The sequence below is a fragment of the Hydrogenibacillus sp. N12 genome (genome assembly GCF_019645935.1).
Classification (GTDB): Bacteria; Bacillota; Bacilli; order Thermicanales; family DSM-22653; genus Hydrogenibacillus; species Hydrogenibacillus schlegelii.
Map to the genome: position 1 here is coordinate 562,346 of NZ_CP080953.1, position 17,560 is coordinate 579,905.

Below are 17,560 nucleotides of genomic sequence, written 5' to 3' on the forward strand. Positions count from 1 at the left end.
ATCCCTCCTTTCAGACTCGAGCATGGTTGGAGCGGATGCCATCGGCGGATTCCGGAGGACGGCCGAGAACGTGCCCGACGCCTTCCGCGTCATCGGGCGGCCGCTTGAGCGGCGGTCTGGGCGGCAAAGCGGCGATTTTGCTCGGCGAGGTAGAGGGAAAGCCCCGGATCTCATCGTCCGTCCCGACGAGCTTCGGCATATACGGCGCTCCGCCGTGGGCCGGATCGCCGTTCAGTCGCGCTCGCAAAAACTGCTCTACCGCGTTCGGATCCGTCATTCCTTGCATTTTGAGGACGAGGGGCCGGGGGCCGCTGTCTTCTAGGCTGTGGCAGGCGGCGCACGAGACGAGCGCCATCGCTCTCCCGGCCTCCAGCACGTTCTCCGGCGTCACCGTCTTCAGCCGTTCCGGCACGAACGGGTGCACGGAGAGAAACCCGTGCCGCTCGACCGTCTCGAGCTCGCTCCGGATGCCTTTTCCGGGGACGTCCCGGGCGACGAGCTGGTTGACGTACAGGTAATCGCCGGCGATGTACGGCTTTCGGATCCACTCCCGTACCCGCTCCTGCGGATAGATCGCCAGAACGAGCGTGACGGTGGCCAGGATGACGACAAAGCCAGCGGCGTAGCGGAGCTTGGGCCGGAGCCAGAGCAAAAGAAGCGCCAGCGCGAGCGCTCCGATGCCGGCAGCGATGGACAGCTTCACCGAGCTCGGGATGATCCCGTCCAGCGTCACCCGGGCCCGGTCGGGAAGCGTGTGCAGGTACAGCGGGAAAAAGGCGCCGCCGAACGCCATTCCGACGAGGCCGGCGCCGGCGAGCCGCCGGACGATCCAGGCGCGGAGATCCGCCTCCCGGATGCGGGTGGCGACGGCGAGGCCCAGCAGGGCCCCGAGGGCGATCATAAAGCCGGTCCGCATGAGAAGGTGCGGGAAGTAATTCGGGTTATAGAAGGCCTGAAGCACGTTGCCGCTCTGAAACCAGGCGTCGCTTCCCGGCGACATCATGAACGACAGGATGCCGACGATGATGAGCATCGTCCCCCAGGATACGACGGCAAAGACCCACGAGAGGTACATGTACGTCCGGTGGCCGACCTTGTCGAACAGGTAGACCATGACGTAGACGAGCGTCACTTCGGTGACGAACCAGACCCACTCCGCCGCCCACACCCCCATGAAGTTGTGGATGAGCTCCGAGATGCCCCTCGGGTTGGCGACGGTCGTCGAATACCAGATGCCCGGACCGGTCAGCGAACCGATGATGTAGGAGGTGAAAAGAAGAGCAAAGAAGTTGTCTCGGGCATAGCCGTAGAGCTCTGGCCGATGGTGCCGGTACGCGAGCGTCACCCAGTATGCGAGAAGAAAGGAGGCGCAGACTGAAATGTGGGAAAACAGCACGTGCGTCGAGGCGATCGCGGCGACGACGTATCCGGAGCCGAACCCCGGAACGTACCACTGCGGGTAAAGCCCCAGCCATGCTTCCGGTATCGTTTCCCCTCCTTGCCCGATGCGGTCCGGCCAGGTCGGCGGAGGCGCCCGGCGGCCTCCGCACCGCCTTCCCGGCCGGATCCGCTCCGACGTCTCCGTCGTCCTTCGTCTTTGGATCGGCCGCTCGGGCGATTCGGACCTTCGGCGGATGGGTGGACCGAAATTTCGTCGGCCTGCCGCTTCGGCTTTCGTCGGCCTTCCGGTCCCGGATTTCGTCGGACCGGACCTTCGGATGCCTACCGGGCACCGCCGGCTTTTTGCTCGGCGATCCGTCGGGTCCACGCCGGCGGGATGTACGCGCACGTCGGCTCGGCGGCGAGCATGTCGCCGCTTACGGCGTAGGCCCGGGCGCGGCTTCCGCCGCAGATGTGGCGGAAGTCACACACGCCGCATTTGCCGCCGAAGCCGTCCGGATTCCGGAGCGCCCGGAACACCGGCGACCGGCGGTAGATCTCCCCGAGCGGCGCCTCCCGGACGTTTCCGGCCTTGACCGGGAGAAAGCCGCTCGGGAAAACGTCACCGATGTGGGAGATGAAGACGACGCCGGCGCCGTCCCTCAGGCCGTCCGGCGCCCGGCCGATCCCGTCGTCGACGGCGCCCTGTCCGGCCCGCTTCCTCTGCGCGAACGCCTGGAACGAAAGCGTCGACGCCGGCCGACCGAGCTCCCGAGCCTTTTGCTGCAGGACGTACCGCCGGTAATGGTGCGCTTCCGTCGTCTTGATGGCGTACGGCATCGTCTGATCGAGGGCGTACAGGCGGGCAAAAACCGCCTCCGTCTCCCGGGCGTCGAGCATCTCCTCCATCCGGGCCCGGCCGGTCGGCACGAGGAAGAAGACGCTCCACAGGACGATGTCGTAGTCGGCGATGCGCTCGGCGATCGCCTCCAGCTGGTGGACGTTTCGCCGGGTGACGGTCGTGTTCACCTGTGCCGGCAGGCCGTAGGCCTTGAGCCACCCGAGGAGGCGAAGGGCCCGGTCGAACGTCCCCGGGACGCCGCGAAACCCGTCGTGGACGTCGGCGGTGGCGCCGTCCAAGCTCACCGCCCAGCGGGCGATGCCGGCGGCCTTCGCCTTTCGGATGACGTCTTCGGTCACTTTGGGCGTAACGCTCGGCGTCACGGAGACGGAAAGCCCTTGCCGGACGGCGTAGTCGACCAGGTCAAAAAAATCCGGGCGCATCAGCGGATCGCCGCCGGTGAGGATGACCCTCGGCCGGCCGAGGTCGACGAGGGCGTCGATCAGGCGGCGGCCTTCGTCGGTCGAAAGCTCTCCCGGATGCCGCTCGAGCTGGGCGACGGCCCGGCAGTGGGCGCAGCGGAGCAGGCAGGCGCGGGTCAGCTCCCAGAAGACGAGAAACGGCCGTTCGTCAAAAGTCATCCGGATGCCCTCCTCTCGCCCCCAGCATACCGGATCCGCCCTTTCCGGGTCGGCACAAAACCGTGTCCCGGGCGAAGGATTAACCCTCATCGGCAGCGTAAACAACGGGGCTACGGCAAAAATAGACGGTGAATTCAAATCTTTGTTGACCCGCGGCGTTCCGACCTTGTCCGCGGCGGCGGCCCGGGGCTATCCTAGATGTGGTGTCCCAAAATCTTTGGAAACACTACTTGTAGGAGGGATGGGGATGGACGTCCTCGCCCGCATCGACGACTACCTGACGAAGCGGGACTGGCGGGTCCGGGAAAACAGCAACATGGCCTTCTCGCTGCAAGGGCTCAATCAGCACCTCTCCGGCGCGGCGTCCGCCGCCTACTGGCTCGAGCGGGTGTACACGCCGGCGATCCGGGAGGCCCACGTCGGCGGCGACTTTCACCTGCACGATCTCAATTCCCTGTCGGTCTACTGCATGGGCTGGGACCTGGAGGATCTCCTCCTCCACGGCTTCGGCGGCGTTCCGGGGCAGATCGCGAGCCGGCCGCCGAAGCACTTCCGGACGGCGCTGCTGCAGGTCGTGAATTTCTTTTACACGCTTCAGGGGGAGGCGGCCGGCGCCCAGGCGTTTTCCAACTTCGACACCTACCTGGCGCCGTTTATCGCCTACGACGGCCTGTCGTACGAAGACGTCAAACAGGCGATGCAGGAATTTATTTTTAACCTGAACGTGCCGACGCGGGTCGGGTTCCAGACGCCGTTTACGAACCTCACGTTTGATCTCGTCGTCCCGCCGATGCTGCGGGAGGAGCGGGTGATCATCGGCGGGCGGCGGACGGACCGGGTCTACGGGGAGTTTCAGCGGGAGATGGACATGCTCAATCGGGCGTTTGCCGAGGTGATGATGGCGGGGGACGCGGCGGGTCGGGTGTTCACCTTTCCGATCCCGACGTACAACGTGACGCCGGATTTTCCCTGGGACAGCCCGGTCGTCGAGGCGATCCTCGCCATGACGGCCAAATACGGCACACCGTATTTCAGCAATTTTATCAACACGGACATGCGGCCGGAGGACGCCCGGAGCATGTGCTGCCGGCTCCGGCTGGACAATCGGGAGCTCCGGCGCCGGGGCGGGGGGCTGTTCGGCGCGCATCCGCTTACGGGAAGCATCGGCGTCGTGACGCTGAACCTGCCGCGGCTCGCCTACCGGGCGACGTCGCCGGAGGCGTTCTTCGGGGGGCTCGAGCGGCTCCTTGAGCTGGCCAAGGACAGCCTGGAGCGGAAGCGGGCGGCCCTGGAGCGGTGGATGGCGGCGGGGCTGTATCCGTATACGCGCCATTATCTGCGCCATCTGGCGCCGGCCGGGGATCCGGGCGACGTCGCCGACGCCGGGGTCGGGACCGGGCCCGGGGTCGGGTCCGGCGGCGGGGCGCCGGGGCTTTTTCTCGCCTTGACGGAGCCGGAGGCCGGCGGGCGTCCCGTTGGCGGACGGGAAAGCGGCGGTTATTTTCAAAATCACTTCAGCACGATCGGCGTCATCGGCATGCACGAAGCGCTTCTCAACCTCGGCCTCCCTTCCCTCCTCGAACCGGAAGGGGTCGCCTTCGCCGCCCGGGTGCTCGATTTCATCCGGGAGCGGCTCCAAGATTTTCAGGCGGAGACGGGGAATCTCTACAACCTCGAGGCGTCCCCGGCGGAAGGGGCGTCGTATCGCCTCGCCCGGATCGATCGGTCCCGCTACCCGGACATCGTCACCTCCGGCACGCCGGAAGCGCCGTACTACACGAATTCGACGCAGCTTCCCGTCGGGGCGACGGACGATCTGTTCGAGCAAATCGCCCTCGAAGAGCCGCTGCAGGAAAAATATACCGGGGGAACGGTGTTCCACATCTTTCTCGGCGAGGCGCTTCCCGACGGCCGCACGGCGGGAAAGCTGCTCCGGACGGTGCTCGAGACGACGCGGCTTCCGTATGTGACGCTCACGCCGACCTTTTCCGTCTGCGATGCCCACGGCTACCTTCCCGGGGAGGTGCCGACCTGTCCGCACTGCGGCCGTCCGACGGAAGTCTACAGCCGCGTCGTCGGTTACTACCGGCCCGTCCGGCGGTGGAACGACGGAAAGCGGCAGGAGTTTGCCGAGCGGCTCGTCTTTCGGCCGGAACTTCCCGCCTCGGCGCGGTGAAGGGTCGCGGCGCGGGCGACAGAACGACGGGAGGCGATGAAAGCGATGTTTTACGACCTTTTGCCGCTTTCGCTCCTCGATGATCCGGGCCACCTCGCCGCGACGGTGTTTACGAGCGGGTGCCGCTTCCGCTGTCCGTTTTGCCACAACGCCCTCCTCCAGCGGGTTCGGCCGCCGAAAATGCCTCCCGAGACGGCGCTCCGCCTGCTCGCGGAGCGCCGCGGGCGGCTGGAAAGCGTCGCCGTCACCGGCGGCGAGCCGACGCTCTGGAAGGACCTTCCGGATTTTCTCGCCGCCGTCAAGGCGCTCGGCTACCGGGTGAAGCTCGATACCGCCGGCGACCGGCCGGACGCGCTCGCGGACCTCCTCGCCCGCGGGCTCGTCGATTTCGTCGCGATGGACGTCAAAGATGCGCCCGAACGATACGGTCGCTATGCGCCCGATCCCCGGGCGCCGGAGCGGGTCCGGACGGCGGCGGCCGTCCTCCGGGAAAGCGGCGTCCCTTATGAAATCCGGATCACGGTGACGCCAAAACTCCACGAGGACGAGGCCATCCTGCGGGCGGTGCGCTGGATCGGGCCGGTGCCCCGACTCGTCCTGCAGGCGTATCGGCCCGCTCCGGGGGTGATGGCCCCCGAGATCGCCGGCACCGAGCCGACGCCGCCGGATCGGCTCAGGCGTCTGAGAGCGCGCATCCTCGCCGAAGCGCCGGCGGCGGCGACCGCGGTCGAGCTCCGCGGCGGCTGACGCGGCGCCGAAACTTCCGGACGCGCCGGGACGGACGTTGCGCGGATTTTGCAGGTACGCAGCCCCTTCGGAAGCCTCCGTACGCGCCGGGACTGACGCGCCGGGCGTGCGTCGGGTTTACGATCGAGGCCGATCTCCGTCTCCCGCCCACAGGCGAAGCGGCATCCAGCCCCGGACGCTGTTGACCGCCCAGAGGCGGTCGGCCGTGCAAAGATCGCGCCATGACATCGGCGCTTCCCGGACAAATCCGGCGGCGAGGAGATGGGCCCGGAAGACGCCCGGGAGGAGGCCGTCGGATAAGGGCGGCGTCCAGAAGTGCCCGTCCCGCTCGACGACGAGGTTGGCCCGGGAAAGCTCCGTCGGCCGCCCGGCGCCGTTCCAGAGGAGGACGTCGAGGCCGCCGGATGGAACCGGGAGGGCGGCGTTCGCCGTCGCCGCCGCCACCTCGGCCAGCCTGGCTTCGTACGGCGCCCGATCGAGCCGTTTGTGCCACCAGCGGTCGTCATCCGCGTCGATCGGCGTCCGGGCTGGGACGGCCAGCACCGCCCCCGAAAGGTCCGGCGCCGGAAGGAGGGCAAGCCGCCGCCGGTCGTCCCACGGCGCCCCGAGGGGATCGGCGGCGGCCGTGACGGCGCCCGTTCGGGGAACGACGAGCCGAAGGCGAAAGAGGCCGGCCGGATGCCGGCGCTTTGCCGCCTCCAGGGCCTTCTGGACGTCGGCGGCCCGGTCCGGAAAGCCGTAATGGCGCATCGAGGCAAAAAGGCGCGCCAGGTGGAGCGCCTCGAGGAACACCGCCCCGTCTTCGAGGCGCATCGTCTCGAGAAGGGCCGGCGGCGGGGCGGCCGGCCGGAGCAAAATGCCCGCTTTAAGCAGCGCTTCCCGGTATTCCCGCCGGGCGACGGAGCGGGCGGTGATGCCGCTTCCGGTGCCGTAGATGAGCCGCCGGGCGTCGACGTCGACAACGGCGGTCCGGATGGCGACGTTGAACACGGCGCCCTGGGGACCGGTGATGCCGATCGCGCCGGTGTAGATCCCCCGCGGGCTTTGCTCCAGCCGGCCGAGGAGTTCGAGGGCCGGGCGCTTCGGCATGCCGGCGATGCTCCCGCTCGGAAACAGCGCCCGGAAAAGGTCGGAAAGCCCCACCCCCGGCCGCGTCGTCGCTTCGACGGGCGCGGTGAGCTGCCAGACGGTCGGGTAGGCCTCGAGGACCGGCTCCCCGATCCGGACCCCGGCGGCGCCGCCTTCGGCCACGGCGGCGAGCTCGCGGGCGATGCCGGCGGCGGTCCGGAGGAGCTCCGCCCGGTCTTTGGCCGAAGCGAAAAGCGCCGCCCGCCGCCGGGCATCTTCTTCGGGGTATCGCCCCCGAGGCGCGGTCCCCTTCATCGGCCGCATCGCGAGCGTCCGGCCGTCCCAGGCAAAAAAAAGCTCCGGCGACGCCGAGAGGATCTTCAGGCGACCAAAATCCAAAAACGCGCCGTAGCCGGCCCCCTGCCGCCGAAGGAGGCGCCGGTAGAGGCGGAAAAAGCCGGCGTCATCGCCGGTCGCATGCCCGACATCGGCGAGCGGCAGGGCGAGGCGGAAGGTGAGATTCACGACCTCCGCCTCCCCCCGGGTGAGCGCCGCGATCAAGGTGGAAAACGCCGCCCGGTACGCCGCCCAGGTCGCCTCCGGCGGCACCCCGTCCGGTGCCCATCCGGCCTCCAGCGCGGCAAGAAGCGCCGGCCAGGCGCCGTCCCCCCCATCGATGCCGCCGTCCTCCCCATCGAGGCCCTCGTCCGCTTCCGGGGGCGGGGCGCCGTCCGCCGTGTCTTCGGCGGGCGCCCCGCCGGCGGCCGGTTCTTTTTCCGGCGGCATCCCGGGCGGGGCGGCGCCGGAGACGGCCGGCGCTCCGCCGCGGGGTCCGCCGCCGTTTCCCGCCCCTCCGTCTGCCGGCGGAACGCCGGCGCGACCCCTTTCGTCTCCTTCGAAGAGGCCGAACCAGGCGAACGGGAGGCGCGCCGAAGCCCCTCCTTCCGCTCGCGGAAAAGGCAGGTTCGGCCAAAACGCCGCCCCGGCTTCGTAGGTCAGAAAGCCGGCCGCCCATCGGCCGGCCCGCCGGGCGGCGTCGACGGCGGCGAGGATGGCCGGAACTTCCTCCGGGGTTTCGGCGACGAGCTCGGCGACCGGCCGGGCAAAGATCCGCGGTCCGCCGGGAAAATCGAACCGGGCAAAACGAAAGGAAAAAGTCGTCATCTGCGTGCCCCCTCCTCCAAACGCCTCTTTCGCCCCGCGCCGCCCGCGATCTTTTTCGCGATCTTCTTTCGCATTGGATCCGACGTTCGCATTGGAACCGCCCGCGGATGTTCGCCCGCGATGTTACTCGAAGACGACCCCCCGCTCCGCCGCGAGCCGCCGAAGCCGATACCGCCGGCCGGCGGCGGGAAAGACGGCCCCCGGCAGCCGGACGGCGAGCCGCTCGGGGAAGCGGCTGTGGAGCGGCACGACGGTCGAGGCGCCGATCGCCGCGGCGGCCCGGAGGAGATCCCCCGGCCAGGCATGGCCGCCGGTGTGGACAACCGAAAGCGTCATGCCGAGCTTCCGCACGAACGCCTCGAGGTGGCGCCACCGGGGGTCAAAGCCGCCCATCGGCTCGCCGCCGCTCTGAATGTACCGGCCGCCGGCGGTCGGAAGATCGAGGAGGGCGAAGGCGTTCTCCCACCGGTTTTGCACGACGAAAGCGCCCGGCGCCTCTCGAATCATCGCGGCGTCAACCCGATCGGCCTCCCGTCGGAGGTCGGCCCACCACGGGGCGCCGACGATCTCGGGCGCCACACCGGCTTCCGGCGCCCGAAGGTCGGGCACGTAGACGAGGGGCCGAAGGCCCCGGAGCCGCCGAAGCAGGTGGGCGACAGCCGGCTCGAAGGCGACCCGTCGACCGGCGGCCTCGGCCGCCTTAAGCACCCCTTCCAGCCGGTCCAGGTTCCACGGATAGACGTTCACGACGACGAGGCCCTCCGTCTCCCGAAAGGCGGCCGTGAGCGCCTCCCGAACGTCCGCCTCCGAAAGGGCCCCCTCCGGCGGCGGCGCCTCGGGGGTCAACGCTTCATCCGGAAGGACTTCCCGGGGGCCGATCGTCGTCCCTTCGATGAGAAGGAGATCCGGCCGAAACGCCCGCGCCCGTTCGAGAAACGCCGCCGTCAGCTCCGGGCGGGCGCCGTGCAGGCGAAAGTCGCCGGTGTAGACGATCCGCACCTCCGGCGTCTCGATGAACAATGCCGCCGCCCCCGGGACGTCGTGGTCGACGGGGACGAAAAAGAAGCGGATCGGCCCGTGACGAACCGGCGTCTCGAACGGGACGCCGGCAAGCGGCCGCGCCGGATGGATGCCGTCGCCGATCTCGGCGAGGGCTTCCGCCAGCGCCCGGGAGGGCTCGCTTCCATAGACGGGGATGTCCGGCGCCACCCAGCCGGCGGCGCCGGCGTGGTCGAGATGGAGATGCGACACCGCCACCGCCGTCGCCGGTCCATCCGGGCAAAAGGGGCGAGGAAGTCGCGGGTCGCCGGCCGGCGCCCGAAGGGCGTCCTGAGCGTAGAGGCCGTCGATCGCCGGCACCCGCCCGAGGCGGATGAGATCGGCGAGGCGAAAGGCCGCGCGCGGACGGATCGACGCTTCCAGCACCGCCCGTTCCGGTTCGTAGACGAGGCCGAAGTCAAAAAGAAGGCGGTGATCGCCATGCTCGAGCATGACGATCGTGCCGCCGATCGTCCAAAGCCCCCCGAAGAAGGTGATCGCGCTCATCGCGACGGTCTCCTCTTCTTTTTGTGTTTTTTTGGCCGGCTTTATTTTCGGCAGGCCTGGTCTGGGTCCTGCTCGGGGCAAAACGCCCCGCCTTCCCGCGAAGGCTTTACTCGCGGGAGCGCGCCTTGGCCCGGTCGATCTCCGCCTGGACCTTGGCGGCGGCATCGTGGAGCGCGGCGTCGGGCGCTTTTTCCCCGAGGAGGACCGCTTCGATTTCCTTTTGCACGACTTTCATCGCCGCGTCAAAGCCGGGGATGCGCGGATCGAAGAAACCGGCGTCAAACTGCTCGGTGCCGACCCCGTTGGCGGGATGGTCCTTCACGAAGTCCTTCCAGATCGGGCTTTCGAGGGCCGAGCGGCGGATCGGGAGGTACCCCGTCTCCTTGGCCCAGTACGCGGTGTTGTCCGTGTTCAGGAGCGTTTTGATAAACAGCCAGGCGGCGAGTTTTTCCTCCGGCGTGGCCGAATTGAACACGGCGACGGCGTTTCCGGCAAAGGGGACGGCCCGCTTCGCTCCGGCCGGGACCGGCGCCGCCGCCCAGCGGATGTTCCCTTCGGCGGCCTTGGCGACGAACGGGATGCCCGCCGAGGAACCGATGTACATCGCCACGTCGCCGCGGCCGAACGGGTTCGACATATACTGGTCTTCTCCGGCCAGGCGGGCGATCTTATCTTTGAACAGCCCGGCGATAAAGTCAAGGGCTTTCCGGCCTTCCGGGCTGTCGAAAAGGACTTTTCCGGTCGCTTCGTCGATGTAGCGTCCGCCGGCCTGCCGCACCCACATGTGGAACTGCCAGCCGACGGAGTTTTCAAAGCCCATGCCGATGATCTTTTTGCCGTTTCGCTCGAAGGTGAGCTTTTCGGCCGCCTGCCGGAGTTCGTCCCACGTCTTCGGCACCTCGACGCCGCGTTCCTGGAAAAGATCGGTATTATAATACAGGATCTGGGTGCTTTTGCTGAAGGGGAGGGAAAAGTAACGGCCGTCCCACCGGTTGGCCTCCCGGAACACCGGGATGATATCTTCGAATTCTTCCTTCGTCCAACCGATCTCCGGATGTTCGATATAGGGCGTAAGATCCTGGACGAGGCCGCTTTGTTTGTAGTCGGTCACCCACGTTTCGATCACCTGGGCCATCACCGGAAGCGTCTTCGACTTCGCGGCGGCGGTGAGCTTTTCCTGCAGGTCGCCGTAGTTGCCCTGTCCGACGAGCTTGATGCGGATGTCCGGATGTTCGGCCATGAATCGATCGGCGATCGACTTGAGCGCCTCTTCGTGATGGCCGGTCATCGCATGCCAGAAGGTAATTTCAACCGGACCGCGAAGACGCGTCGGAAAAGCGGCATCGCCCGTCTTGTCGGCCGCCGATGATGGCGCGTTTTTGTCGCTTCCTGCAGGCGCCGGAGGCGTCGTTTCAGGCTTGCCGCAGGCGGCGGCAAAGAGGATGAGGCCGAGCGCCAGGACGGAAAGGATGCGTCGTTTCATGATCGTCTACCGGTCCTCCTTGACCGCAGCGTTTGGCCAGCGACGAAGGCGCGACGGCGGCCACCCGAAACGGCCGGCATCCCCCCTCAACCTTTGATCCCGGTCCGGGCCAGTCCTTCGACGATAGATCGCTGCAACAGGAGGTAAAGGACGATCATCGGCACGATGACGAACGCCGAAGCGGCCATGAGGAGTTCGTAAGCCGTCCCGGCCTCGGTCGTAAAAGCGGTAAGGCCGACGGGAAGCGTGCGCATCTCCCGGCTGTTGGTGACGATGAGCGGCCAGAGAAACGCGTTCCAGCTCCCGATCGCCTTCAGGACGACGATCGTCACGAGCGCCGGCCGGACGATCGGGACCATGATCGTCCAGAGGAAGCGAAAGTCTCCCGCGCCGTCGACGCGAGCGGCGTAACCGAGCTCCTTCGGCACGGAAAGAAAATGCTGCCGGAGAAGGAAAATGGCAAACACGCTTGCCGTCCACGGGATGATGAGCGCTTCGTACCGGTCGATCCAGCCCAGGCGAGAAAGCGTCACGTAGTTGGGGACGAGCAGCACTTCGCCGGGGACCATCATCGTGCCGAGAAGCAAGCTGAAAAGGAGGTCCCGTCCCCAAAACGACAGGCGGGCGAAGGCATAGGCGGCGAGAATCATCGTGATGAGTTCACCGAGCGTCGAAAGGGCGGTGACGAGGACGCTGTTCAGGAAATAACGGCCGAACGGCGCCATCGTGAGCGCCCGGACATAGTTGTCCCAGTGCCACTCCGAAGGAATCCACTTCGGCGGCATGAGCATCACTTCGTTCGGAGCCTTGAGAGACGTCGAGATCATCCAGGCGAAAGGAAGAAGCATGAGCGCCGCGCCGAGGGAAAGCAGGAGGAGGATCGTCCCCCGGGATAAGGCGTCGCGAATCACGGGCGGTCCCCTTTCCGTTTTGGATCATGAACGGCCCTCAGACGGCCGTCCGCTTTCGGCCGATCCAAAGTTGGATGAGGGTCAGCAGGAAGGTGATCAGGAAGAGCACGTAGGCGGCGGCGGAGGCTACGGCGTAATCCTGTTCCCGATAAAACTTTACGAAAATGTAGTAGACGAGCGTCAGGGCGCTCGAAAGGGGCCCGGGGCTGCCGCCGAACAGGGCGTAGACCTCGTCGAACACTTTGAAAGCGCCGATGATCGAGACGATCGAGACGAAAAACGTCGTCGGCCAGAGGAGCGGAAAGGTGATCGACCAAAACCGCTGCCACGGTCCGGCACGATCGAGGCGGGCGGCGAGATGATACGTCTCCGGGATGTTCGTCAGGCCGGCGAGGAAAAGGACGACGTTGTAGCCGAGGCTCTTCCAGATGGCGAAGAGGATGAGGGCCGGAAGCGCCCAGCGGGGATCGGTGAGCCACCGAACGGGTTGGATCCCGAGCAAACCGAGCCCGAAGTTGAGAAGCCCGTAGTCGGAGTGAAAAATCCATCTCCAGACGACAGCCACCGCCACGACGGACGTCACCGTCGGCAGGAAGTAGACCGTTCGGAAAAACGAGCGCAGCGGGATCGGCCGGTAAAGCATGAGGGCGATGCCGAGGGAGAGGGCGATGGAAATCGGCACGACGCCGAGGACGAAAACCGCGGTGTTCCGAAGCGCCAAATGGAACTCCGGATCTTTGAGGAGATAAAGGTAGTTGTCAAAGCCCAGGCGATAGACGCGGTCGTGAAAATAGTCGTAGTCCGCGTAGAAGCTCAAAAGGAACGACTCGACGATGGGGTAAATCGTAAACGTCCCCAGCACGAGAAGCGCAGGGGCAAGATAAACGAGGGCTTTGGCAGTGGAACGCAGGTTTGGCTTGTCCGGCAACGGCCGTCCCTCCCGGAAAATCAGGCGAGTTGAACGCCGGAAGCCGCCTTCGGGCGGCCTTGAGGTTCCTTGCGGCGTAGGCTTTCGCCGGTCTCGGGATGGAAAAGATGGATGGCGGACGGCTCAACCGTCAAGACGACCGCCGTGCCGGGGTGAGGGGCTTTTCCGGTCGGAGCGAGGACGCGAACGGCCCCGGCGGACGTCTCGACGCGAAGGAGCGTCTCCCGACCGATGGTCTCGCGAACCGCCACCCGTCCCGCGATTCCGCCCCTGCACGCTTTCGGATCTCCGGGGGCGACGCCGGCCGCCTCGAGGCGGAAATCTTCCGGGCGGATGCCGACGACCACCGGCGTCTCCGGGGGAAGCGGCTCCATGTCTTCTGGCAGGTCGGAAAGGGGGCTTCCGTCGCCCAGGAGGAGGCAGCGGGCATCGGCGCCGACTCGAGCGGACAGGATGTTGATCGGCGGATTTCCAAGAAATTCGGCCACAAACCGGTGCGCGGGTCGGATGTACAGCATGTCCGGCGTGTCGTACTGGACTTTTCGCCCCTCGCGCAAAAGCAGGATGCGGTCGGCGAGACTCATGGCCTCCTCTTGGTCGTGGGTGACGAAGACGGTCGTGATCCCCACGCTCGAGACGATGCGACGGATTTCTTCCCGCATCTCCAGCCGAAGACGAGCGTCCAGATTGGAAAGCGGCTCGTCCAGAAGAAGCAATTTCGGCCGTTTGACGAGCGCCCGGGCGATGGCGACCCGCTGCTGCTGGCCACCGGAAAGCTGGGCGGGCTTTCGCTCGAGAAGAGATTCGATGCGCACCAGGAGGGCCATTTCCAGCACCATCTCCCGTCGCCTGTTTTTATTGATTTTTTGTACTTTCAGGGGAAAGGCGATGTTTTCGAACGCCGTCATATGGGGATAGAGCGCATAGTTTTGAAAGACCATCCCGATCTCTCGCCGTTCCGGCGGGACGTCGTTGACCACCGCTCCATCGAAGCGGATGACGCCGGCCGTCGGGCGATACAGCCCGGCGAGCAAAAAGAGGGTCGTCGTTTTGCCGCATCCGCTCGGCCCGAGGAGGGCGACGAGCTCGCCCGACTCGATGACGGCATCGAGACGGTCGACGGCCGTGACGTCGCCGAAGCGCATGCTGAGGCCTTCAAGTTCGACGCGCAACGGGCTCACCTCAACGCTCGAGTAAAGTGGCCACCACCTCAGAATAGCACGGGGTTTTGAAGGGCAAATGAAGGGGAAGTTAAGAGCTTGTAATGGATCGGTAAAGAGAATGTAAAGACGGCGGCGCTCGGAGGCGCAAGCGAAACCGGGTGCCCCTCCTGTCAAACCGGAAACTTGACACCAGCAAAAAGCTCTGGTATGCTAAGCGGCGGCTCCGGCCGGACGATGCTTTCGCTCCCGGCCTTAGGGACTTCAGGCAAAGGAGACGAACCGTGCTTGAGAAGCGGGCGCGGGTGGCCTCGCTGTACGATCTTTACGGCGGGCTGCTTTCCGAACGACAGCGCCGGGCGCTTGTGCTGTATCACTTTGAAGACTGGTCGCTGTCGGAAGTCGCCGACGCCCTCGGGATGAGCCGTCAGGCGGTCCACGCCCTCCTCCGGCGGGCGGAGGCGACCCTCGACCGGCTGGAAGCCGTCCTCGGCCTCTGGGATCGGAGCCGCGAGCGGGAGGCGCTTTTGACGGAGCTCGACGCCCGCCTTCGGGCGCTTCGCGACTGCCCGGCGGCCGGCGACCTCGCGAAGGTCGCCGCCGCGCTTCGGGCGCTCGAAGAGGCACCGGAACCGAGCGCCCGGGCGCCTTCCGCCCAAAGCCGACTGCTTTCGCCGGAAAGATCCGGCCCCGGGCATCGGGCGGGACGGCGGAACGGAGCGCCGATCCGCCGAAGCGATCCGTCTGCGCCGAGTCGAGGCGTCCGAAAAGCGCCGAAGGCCTCCGGCGCTTCGTCGGGATCGGGCGGCGCGGCCGGTCCGGAGGACGGGCGATCGGCCGGAAAGGAGGGAGACGATGGCGTTTGAATCGCTGACGGCGCGCCTCGGCGAGGCGTTCCGCCGCCTGAGGGGGCGGGGGCGTCTCACGGAGGCCGACGTCGATCAGGCCCTGCGGGAGATCCGCCTCGCGCTTCTGGAAGCGGACGTGAGCGTCAAGGTCGTCCGGCCGCTCATCGGCCGCATCCGGGAGAAGGCCGTCGGCGCCGAAATCTTAAAATCCCTCAATCCCGCCCAGCAGGTCGTCAAGATCGTCTACGACGAGCTCGTCGACCTTCTCGGCGGCACCCTCGCCGAACTGAACCTCTCCCGGCGGCCGGCGGTCATCCTCATGGTCGGCCTTCAGGGCGCCGGGAAGACGACGACCGCCGGCAAGCTCGCCCGGCACCTCGCCGGGCGGGGGAAAAAGCCGCTCCTCGTCGCCGCCGACGTCACCCGACCGGCGGCGGTGACCCAGCTTGAGGTGCTCGGCCGCTCGATCGACGTCCCCGTCCACCTCCCCGGCGATCTCACCGATCCGGTCGCCATCGCCGAAGCCGGACTCTCCCGGGCCCGGGCGGAAGAGCGGGACGTCGTCATCGTCGATACCGCCGGCCGCCTCCACATCGACGAGGTCCTCATGGCGGAGCTCAAGGCGGTGAAGGCGGCCGTCCGACCGGACGAGATCCTGCTCGTCGTCGACGCCATGACCGGTCAGGAGGCGGTCGCCGTCGCCGAGCGCTTCCACGACGCCCTCACCCTGACCGGCGTCATCCTGACGAAGCTCGACGGCGACACCCGGGGCGGGGCGGCCCTTTCCGTCAAGGCGGCGACCGGCGTGCCGATCAAGTTTGCCGCCACCGGGGAGCGGCTCGACGCCCTCGAGCCGTTTTACCCCGACCGGATGGCCTCCCGCATCCTCGGCATGGGCGACGTGCTGACCCTCATCGAAAAGGCCCAGGCGGAAGTCGACGAACAAAAGGCGCGGGAGCTCGAGCGAAAGCTCCGCCGGGCGGAGTGGACGCTCACCGACTTCCTCGACCAGCTCCGGCAGCTTAAGAAGATGGGCCCGCTCGAAGAGCTCCTCAAGATGATCCCCGGCGTCGGCGCCCGCCTCGGCCAGATCCAGGTCGACGAAAAGCAGCTCGCCCGCCTCGAGGCGATCATCCTCTCGATGACGCCGGAAGAACGGGAGCGGCCGGAGATCATCAACTACAGCCGCCGGAAGCGGATCGCCGCCGGGAGCGGCACCACCGTCGCCGACGTCAACCGCCTCCTCAAGCAATTCGAAGAGGCGCGGAAGCTCATGAAGCAGATGGCGAAGATGGGCGGCAAAAAAGGCAAAGGTCCGCGGGGCTTTAAGTTTCCGTTTCCTTTCCCCTAAAACCTCGAGTTCTCTTGCGCTCCCAACCCTGAGTCTCTTGTGCCTTTTCATTTTCCGTCGGATCGTCGGTCTGCGAAAAGACCCATCAGGCCAAAAAGGAGGCAACCGTCGGCATGGTCAAAATTCGCCTGCGCCGCCTCGGCGCGAAAAAGCGCCCCTTTTACCGCATCGTCGTCGCCGACGCCCGCTCGCCGCGGGACGGCCGCTTCATCGAGGAGATCGGCTACTACAACCCCCTCACCGACCCGGCGGACGTCAAGGTGGACGTCGAGCGGGCCGTCTACTGGCTGAAAAACGGTGCCCAGCCGACGGAAACCGTCCGCTCCCTCTTCCGGCGGACCGGGGTGCTCAAGGCGTTCTATGAGGCCCGCCGGGCGGAAAAGGGCCAGGCTTCCGACGCGGCGGAACCGGCGACTTTGTCCGGCACCGAAGGGTCTGGCGCCTGAGCGCCTCGCCGAAGCGCTCCGCGCCGCCGGCCGCCTTGTGTTAGGGGGCAGGCTCGCGGCGAAATCGCCGGCCTTTCCCGGCGGCGCGGGGCGCAAGGAAGATCAGACGGGAAGCGCTGGCAAAAAGGCGGGGTGTGCCCGTGCGCTACTTTAACGTCGGCCGGATCGTCGCCCCCCACGGCCTCAAAGGGGAAGTCCGCGTCCTCGCCGTGACCGATTTTCCCGAAGTCCGGTTCCGCCCCGGGAGCACGCTGTACGTCTTTCGGGAAGAGGGGGACGTTCGGCAGGCGGAGGCCAGCCCGAAGGGAGCCGCCGGGGCGCCTTCCGAACCGGTCCGACGGACGGCTTCGGCGACGGATCCGGCGCTTCCTCGTGAGGCGGCCCTTCCGGAGCCGCTTCAGGTCGAAGGCGCCCGCCGGCACAAAAACGTCTATCTCGTCAAGTTCCGCGGCGTCGACACCGTCGAGGCGGCCGAGGCGCTCCGGGGCGCCGTGCTCAAGGTCGCCGAAGCGGACCGGGAACCCCTCCCGGAGGGGACGTACTACTTCGATCAGATCATCGGCCTTTCGGTCGTCGACGAAGCCGGCGCCGTCCTCGGCGCGGTGAAGGAGATCTTAAAGCCCGGCGCCAACGACGTCTGGGTCGTCGCGCGGCCGGGGCGGCGGGATCTCCTCCTCCCGTACATTCCGGACGTGGTTCGGGCGGTCGACCTGGAGGGCGGTCGGATCGTCGTCCGGCTTCTGCCCGGCCTCGACGACGAGGCGGAAGCCGAGGTGCCGTCCCGGCGGGCCGCCGGCAGGGCCGCCGACCGAACGGGGAACCGGAAAGGCGGCCGGAAGGGCGGGCGGCCTTCCGGCGGCCGCTCCGAATC

Annotated in this window: 13 protein-coding genes and 1 pseudogene; 6 read left to right on the forward strand and 8 right to left on the reverse strand. The window is 67.1% G+C overall.

Going from position 1 to position 17,560, the window contains the following annotated elements:
- Positions 1-10 precede the first annotated feature (10 nt).
- Both K2M58_RS02655 and K2M58_RS02660 read right to left on the reverse strand, forming a co-directional pair.
- Positions 11-1,345 carry a cytochrome C gene (locus K2M58_RS02655; RefSeq protein WP_220678170.1) on the reverse strand — a complete coding sequence of 445 codons (1,335 nt, stop codon included), beginning with the start codon at positions 1,343-1,345 and terminating at the stop codon, positions 11-13.
- Positions 1,346-1,722: 377 nt separating this feature from the next.
- Complete coding sequence (locus K2M58_RS02660; protein ID WP_220678171.1) at positions 1,723-2,862, reverse strand: TIGR04053 family radical SAM/SPASM domain-containing protein; 1,140 nt, start codon at positions 2,860-2,862, stop codon at positions 1,723-1,725.
- A gap of 247 nt (positions 2,863-3,109) precedes the next feature.
- On the opposite strand from K2M58_RS02660, the gene K2M58_RS02665 reads away from it, so the two are divergent.
- Together K2M58_RS02665 and K2M58_RS02670 are read left to right on the forward strand one after the other, a co-directional pair.
- Positions 3,110-5,038: a ribonucleoside triphosphate reductase gene (locus tag K2M58_RS02665; RefSeq protein WP_220678172.1), complete on the forward strand. Its 1,929-nt coding sequence runs from the start codon at positions 3,110-3,112 to the stop codon at positions 5,036-5,038.
- Between the two features lie 36 nt (positions 5,039-5,074).
- Positions 5,075-5,785 (forward strand): anaerobic ribonucleoside-triphosphate reductase activating protein, encoded by a 711-nt coding sequence (locus K2M58_RS02670; protein WP_220678173.1) that lies wholly within the window; start codon positions 5,075-5,077, stop codon positions 5,783-5,785.
- 117 nt (positions 5,786-5,902) lie between these two features.
- Here the strand turns inward: K2M58_RS02670 and K2M58_RS02675 are convergent, their stop codons facing one another.
- The 6 genes from K2M58_RS02675 to K2M58_RS02700 form a co-directional block, all read right to left on the reverse strand.
- Entirely contained in the window at positions 5,903-8,017 is a 2,115-nt protein-coding gene (locus K2M58_RS02675; protein WP_220678174.1) for a bifunctional chorismate-binding protein/class IV aminotransferase, read from the reverse strand.
- 123 nt (positions 8,018-8,140) lie between these two features.
- Positions 8,141-9,562, reverse strand: a complete 1,422-nt coding sequence (locus K2M58_RS02680; RefSeq protein ID WP_220678175.1) for an MBL fold metallo-hydrolase — start codon at positions 9,560-9,562, stop codon at positions 8,141-8,143.
- A gap of 106 nt (positions 9,563-9,668) precedes the next feature.
- Complete coding sequence (locus tag K2M58_RS02685) at positions 9,669-11,045, reverse strand: ABC transporter substrate-binding protein (protein WP_220678176.1); 1,377 nt, start codon at positions 11,043-11,045, stop codon at positions 9,669-9,671.
- 86 nt (positions 11,046-11,131) lie between these two features.
- Entirely contained in the window at positions 11,132-11,956 is an 825-nt protein-coding gene (locus K2M58_RS02690) for a carbohydrate ABC transporter permease (RefSeq protein ID WP_252393512.1), read from the reverse strand.
- A gap of 37 nt (positions 11,957-11,993) precedes the next feature.
- Positions 11,994-12,884 carry a carbohydrate ABC transporter permease gene (locus tag K2M58_RS02695; protein ID WP_220678177.1) on the reverse strand — a complete coding sequence of 297 codons (891 nt, stop codon included), beginning with the start codon at positions 12,882-12,884 and terminating at the stop codon, positions 11,994-11,996.
- Between the two features lie 20 nt (positions 12,885-12,904).
- A complete protein-coding gene (locus K2M58_RS02700; protein WP_220678178.1) occupies positions 12,905-14,056 on the reverse strand; it encodes an ABC transporter ATP-binding protein in 1,152 nt (383 codons plus the stop codon).
- Between the two features lie 272 nt (positions 14,057-14,328).
- On the opposite strand from K2M58_RS02700, the gene K2M58_RS02705 reads away from it, so the two are divergent.
- The 4 genes and pseudogenes from K2M58_RS02705 to rimM form a co-directional block, all read left to right on the forward strand.
- A complete protein-coding gene (locus K2M58_RS02705) occupies positions 14,329-14,910 on the forward strand; it encodes a sigma factor-like helix-turn-helix DNA-binding protein (RefSeq protein ID WP_220678179.1) in 582 nt (193 codons plus the stop codon).
- Positions 14,900-16,243, forward strand: a complete 1,344-nt coding sequence (ffh, locus tag K2M58_RS02710) for a signal recognition particle protein (protein WP_220678180.1) — start codon at positions 14,900-14,902, stop codon at positions 16,241-16,243. Before K2M58_RS02705 ends, ffh begins: the two co-directional genes overlap by 11 nt.
- 113 nt (positions 16,244-16,356) lie before the next feature.
- Positions 16,357-16,689 carry a 30S ribosomal protein S16 gene (gene rpsP, locus K2M58_RS02715; protein WP_220678181.1) on the forward strand — a complete coding sequence of 111 codons (333 nt, stop codon included), beginning with the start codon at positions 16,357-16,359 and terminating at the stop codon, positions 16,687-16,689.
- Positions 16,690-16,823: 134 nt separating this feature from the next.
- Positions 16,824-17,450: pseudogene (gene rimM, locus K2M58_RS02720) on the forward strand (ribosome maturation factor RimM); the annotation flags it as partial.
- Positions 17,451-17,560: the final 110 nt, after the last annotated feature.